The organism is Streptomyces sp. NPDC093544, assembly GCF_040683495.1.
Taxonomy (GTDB): Bacteria; Actinomycetota; Actinomycetes; order Streptomycetales; family Streptomycetaceae; genus Streptomyces.
Window position 1 is genome coordinate 1 of sequence record NZ_JBFBEA010000070.1, and the last position, 4,200, is coordinate 4,200.

At 71.4% G+C, this 4,200-nt stretch carries 3 protein-coding genes and 1 pseudogene; 3 read left to right on the top strand and 1 reads right to left on the bottom strand.

Annotated features, from left to right (window positions below):
* Both AB0N66_RS42335 and AB0N66_RS42340 read left to right on the top strand, forming a co-directional pair.
* Positions 1 to 221 (top strand): annotated as a pseudogene (locus AB0N66_RS42335) (hypothetical protein); the annotation flags it as partial.
* Positions 222 to 269: 48 nt separating this feature from the next.
* A complete protein-coding gene (locus tag AB0N66_RS42340; protein WP_365446314.1) occupies positions 270 to 539 on the top strand; it encodes a hypothetical protein in 270 nt (89 codons plus the stop codon).
* A gap of 69 nt (positions 540 to 608) precedes the next feature.
* Here the strand turns inward: AB0N66_RS42340 and AB0N66_RS42345 are convergent, their stop codons facing one another.
* Positions 609 to 1,394 carry a ferritin-like fold-containing protein gene (locus tag AB0N66_RS42345; protein ID WP_365446317.1) on the bottom strand — a complete coding sequence of 262 codons (786 nt, stop codon included), beginning with the start codon at positions 1,392 to 1,394 and terminating at the stop codon, positions 609 to 611.
* Between the two features lie 472 nt (positions 1,395 to 1,866).
* Here AB0N66_RS42345 and AB0N66_RS42350 point away from each other — a divergent pair, with 472 nt between their 5' ends.
* On the top strand, positions 1,867 to 4,023 hold the full coding sequence (locus AB0N66_RS42350; RefSeq protein WP_365446320.1) for a DEAD/DEAH box helicase: 2,157 nt from the start codon (positions 1,867 to 1,869) through the stop codon (positions 4,021 to 4,023).
* Positions 4,024 to 4,200 lie beyond the last annotated feature (177 nt).

Consider the following 4,200-nt stretch of genomic DNA (forward strand, 5'->3'; position numbering starts at 1 on the left):
TCCGTGCCGAGCGGATCCTGGAGGCCAGCGAAGTGAACTGGACGCTGGTCTACCCCGTCCTGCTCACCACCGGGCCCCTCCTCCGTCTGTTCCGGTCCGTTCCCGTCTGTTCCGGTCTGTTCACAGAGGTGGCCGAATACCTCTGTCCGACTCAGATGTTCACCACAGATGGAGCACAGATCCACCACAGAGGAGGATTGTATTCCGCACGTCAGGGGTAGGACCGGCTACGACCGAATTGCACCGGCCGTGCGGGAGGGACCCCCACCATGCTCTTGGAAACGCTCGGCTCCGCGATGCTCGGTCTGGCACTGGCATGGGCGGCCGCGTACCGCCTGCCGCACCGCCTCCCGAGCCGCACGCTGGTCCTGCCGACCGGTGTCGCCGGAGCCCTGTTCGGCGCCTTCCTGATGCACACCGCACTGGGCGCCGGCCATCTGCTGGTGATCTTCATCGGCGCTGTGGCGGTCTCCACGGCTTCGTTGTCGCTGCTGCTGCGCCCCGCGGAAAGATTTCGCCGCAGCTCGGCGACGGCGTAAGCCGCTGCGTGATCGACTGCACAAGGTCCGCCGGACCGACCGCCATGTGAGGCGTCAGGCGAGGCGGCGTTAGGCAGCCAGCCCCAGTGCCGCCATCCGCTTGGTGTGCGCCTCGGTGATCCGCGAGAACATCCGACCGACCTCCGCGAGGTCGAACCCGTCCGCGACGCCCCCCACGAGCATGGTCGACAGGGCGTCGCGCTCGGCGACCACTCGCTGCGACTGGGACAGGGCCTCGCCCATCAGCCGTCGCGCCCACAGCGCGAGCCTGCCGCCCACCCGCGGCTCCGCGTCGATCGCGGCGCGGACCTTCTCGATGGCGAAGCTCGCGTGCCCGGTGTCGTCGAGGACTCCGAGCACGAGGCTGCGGGTGTCCGAGTCGAGACGGGCCGCGACCTCACGGTAGAAGTCACTGGCGATCGAGTCGCCGACGTACGCCTTGACGAGTCCCTCCAGCCAGTCCGAGGGCGCTGTCTGGCGGTGAAAGCCGTCGAGCGCGGCGACGAACGGCTCCATCGCCTGCGTCGCGTCCACGCCGACCGTCGAGAGCCGGTCACGCAGCTGCTCGAAGTGGTGGAACTCGGCCGACGCCATCTTCGCGAGCTCGGCCTTGTCGCCCAGCGTGGGCGCCAGCTTGGCGTCCTCCGCGAGCCGCTCGAACGCTGCCAGCTCGCCGTACGCGAGCGCTCCGAGCAGATCCACGACCGCGGCGCGGTACTGAGGGTCGACGGAGGCCGTCTCCCAGGCCTGGGCGGCGATTCCGGTGGCCGCGGGAGTGGTGTCGTCCGTGGCTGCGGGAGCGGTTTCGTCCGCGGCCTCGGCGGGTGTGTCAGCGGCGTTGTCGGGCGTCGTCATGAAGCGCACAATAGCCCGCTCACCACAACACGGAAGTCCCTGGTCAATCACTGTGACGACCACTACGTGACCAAATCGGCCATCGCATATGCGCGATTCCGGGGTATGGTGGTAATGCGCCCGGCGACTATTCGACGGGCCGCATGAATGAGGATGCCCGGTCGGTGGCCCGATCGGCTCCGACCTGACAGCCCTCCACGTCGGTACGTCACATTGCGTACGGCATCCGGAGGGAACCCTCAGTGGTACGAGAGCTCGAGCGACGGCAGTGGTCCCATGCCGCTCGGCCCGCCCGTCAAGAGCGGCCGACGTCCCTGGCACGGTCCCGACACGACCCCCCGCGCTCGCCTCGAACTGCGTACACAGAACAGGCAGCACCCTGACTACCACTTTTCGAGAGCTCGGAATTCTTGCCGAGACCGCTGAGGCCCTTGAGGCCGTTGGCATCATCAATCCCTTCCCCATCCAGGAGATGACGCTCCCCGTTGCCCTCGCCGGCAACGACGTCATCGGCCAGGCCAAGACCGGCACCGGCAAGACGCTGGGCTTCGGCCTCCCGCTCCTCGAGCGCGTCACCGTCCCGGCGGACGTCGAGGCGGGCCGGGCGCAGCCCGAGCAGCTCACCGACGCCCCGCAGGCCCTCGTCGTCGTTCCGACGCGCGAGCTGTGCCAGCAGGTCACGAACGACCTGCTGACCGCGGGCAAGGTCCGCAACGTACGCGTACTCGCCATTTACGGCGGCCGCGCGTACGAGCCGCAGGTCGAGGCCCTCAAGAAGGGCGTCGACGTCATCGTCGGCACCCCGGGCCGACTGCTCGACCTCGCGGGCCAGAAGAAGCTCAACCTCAAGCACATCCGGGCGCTCGTCCTGGACGAGGCCGACGAGATGCTCGACCTGGGCTTCCTGCCCGACGTCGAGAAGATCATGAACATGCTGCCGGCCCGCCGTCAGACGATGCTGTTCTCGGCGACCATGCCGGGCGCGGTCATCGGCCTCGCGCGCCGCTACATGTCGCAGCCCACGCACATCCGCGCCACCTCGGACGACGGCGACGGCGCGACGGTCGCGAACACCGCGCAGTACATCTACCGCGCGCACAACATGGACAAGCCCGAGCTCGTCGCACGCATACTGCAGGCCGACGGCCGTGGTCTCGCGATGGTCTTCTGCCGCACCAAGCGGACGGCGGCGGACCTCGCCGACCAGCTCCAGCAGCGCGGCTTCGCCTCCGGCGCGGTCCATGGCGACCTCGGCCAGGGCGCCCGCGAGCAGGCGCTGCGCGCCTTCCGCAACGGCAAGGTCGACGTCCTCGTCTGCACCGACGTGGCCGCCCGCGGCATCGACGTCGAGGGCGTCACCCACGTCATCAACTACCAGTCTCCCGAGGACGAGAAGACGTACCTGCACCGCATCGGCCGTACGGGCCGCGCGGGCGCCAAGGGCATCGCCGTCACCCTCGTCGACTGGGACGACATCCCGCGCTGGCAGCTGATCAACAAGGCGCTGGACCTCGGCTTCCCGGCCCCGCCGGAGACGTACTCCACGTCCCCGCACCTCTTCGAAGAGCTGAACATCCCGGTCGGCACCAAGGGTGTCCTGCCGCGCGCGGAGCGCACCCGGGCCGGCCTCGCGGCCGAGCAGGTCGAGGACCTCGGTGAGACCGGCGGCCGTGGCGGTCCGCGTGGCCGCGGTGGCCGTTCCGCCGCTCCGGCCCCGGTCGTCGAGCGTGAACGTGAGCGCCCGGCGCGTACGCCGCGCAGCCGTCGTCGTACGCGCAACGGTGCACCGATGGACGAGACGGCCACGTCTCCCGAGGTGACGACCGAGGCCGCCGAGGCACCCGCGCACGAGCCCCGCACTCCGCGCCGCCGTCGCCGTACGCGCAATGGCGCGTCGGAGCTGGTCGTCGTCGCCGAGCCGTCGACCGAAGCCGCGGAGACCGCCGTGGCGACGGCTGAGGGCGTCACGGACGAGCCTGCCAAGTCGCGCCGCCGCCGAACCCGCAAGCCCGCGGAGTCGGTGGAGGCCACGGCCGAGAGCGTCGTGGCCGAGGCTGTCGCCGTCACGGAGGACGCCGTCGAGGCCCCCGCCGCACCGCGTCGTCGCACCCGCAAGGTGGCGGAGACCGCGGTCGACACGGCCGAGGGCATCGCGGAGGCCCCGGCCAAGCCGCGTCGCACCCGCGCCACGAAGGCCACCGCCACGGCCACCACCTCGGCGGCCGCCGAGGCCGCTGTGGACACCGCCGAAGCCGTCGAGGCAAAGCCGCGCCGCCGCACCCGCAAGGCCGCCGCCGCGACCGTCGAGGCCGGGATTCCGGCCCAGACGGCCGAGGAGTCCGAGGCCCCCGCCGCACCGCGTCGTCGCGCCCGCAAGGTAGCGGAGACCGCGGTCGACACGGCCGAGGGCATCACGGAGGCCCCGGCCAAGCCGCGTCGCACCCGCAAGGTCGCCGCCCCGACGGTCGTCGAGGCCGCCCCCGACGCGGAGCCCAAGCCGCGCCGGAGCCGTGCCGCGAAGGCCACCGCCGTGACCGTCGATGCCGAGATTCCGGCCCAGACGGCCGAGTCGAAGCCCCGTCGTCGCACCCGCAAGGCCGCGGCCGCCGCGGAGCCCTCCGAGGGCTGATCCCCTGCCCACCCGATGGCCCGGTCCCACCTCCCGTGGGGCCGGGCCATCGGCGTTCCCGGCCGGCGTCAGGCCCAGCTTCTTTCGCCCCCTCCGCCCCTACCCGTCCCGTACCTGGGGGCTCCGCCCCCAGACCCCCCGTTCGCCCGAAGGGCTCGTCCTCAAACGCCGGACGGG